Source organism: Alkanindiges hydrocarboniclasticus, from assembly GCF_001982605.1.
Lineage (GTDB): Bacteria > Pseudomonadota > Gammaproteobacteria > Pseudomonadales > Moraxellaceae > Alkanindiges > Alkanindiges hydrocarboniclasticus.
The window spans coordinates 1-543 of the sequence record NZ_MLCN01000092.1; the positions used below are offsets into that span (position 1 = coordinate 1).

1 protein-coding gene is annotated in these 543 nt (G+C 26.9%); it reads right to left on the reverse strand.

The annotated features are described in order from the left end of the window. Positions 1–543: hypothetical protein (locus BKE30_RS16155; protein ID WP_158073218.1), on the reverse strand; the 543-nt coding region annotated here is incomplete at both ends.

Below are 543 nucleotides of genomic sequence, written 5' to 3' on the forward strand. Positions count from 1 at the left end.
TACACCATTGAAAGTCCTTTGCTGTTTGTCTTGAACTACTAAAGAGTTACTAAGATTAATATTTTTTTGCAGACCAATTTTTTTTGAATAATTATTTGCAAAGTTTATCTTCTCATTAACATCCATCTTTGTTGTGTTTAATTCAATCTGTCTTTTAAGCTCAGCTATTTTTTTCTCGCTAACTATATCTATACCAAAAAATAAGGCTGTTTTTTCTAATACTCCATCTGTATCATTATACTTATTATAATAGTATAAATAAGCTTCTGTATAGTAAGGATTAATAGTCAATACATCCAGCAGCTTTTCTTTCAGTTGGCTATTATCAATACGATTTTTTCTGATATTATCAAATAAGGATTCAGACTTTTTAATACTGACCTCATTTAAACAACTTATAGAATTAGGCTTGTATTTATTTAATACGTCAATATAGGCATTATGGACAGAAAATAACAATTCAAAGATACTGTTAAATAAATGCGCTTTTGTCTCATTACTTTCATACAAATTTTGCTTTTTTATCTCATTACCCACATTATT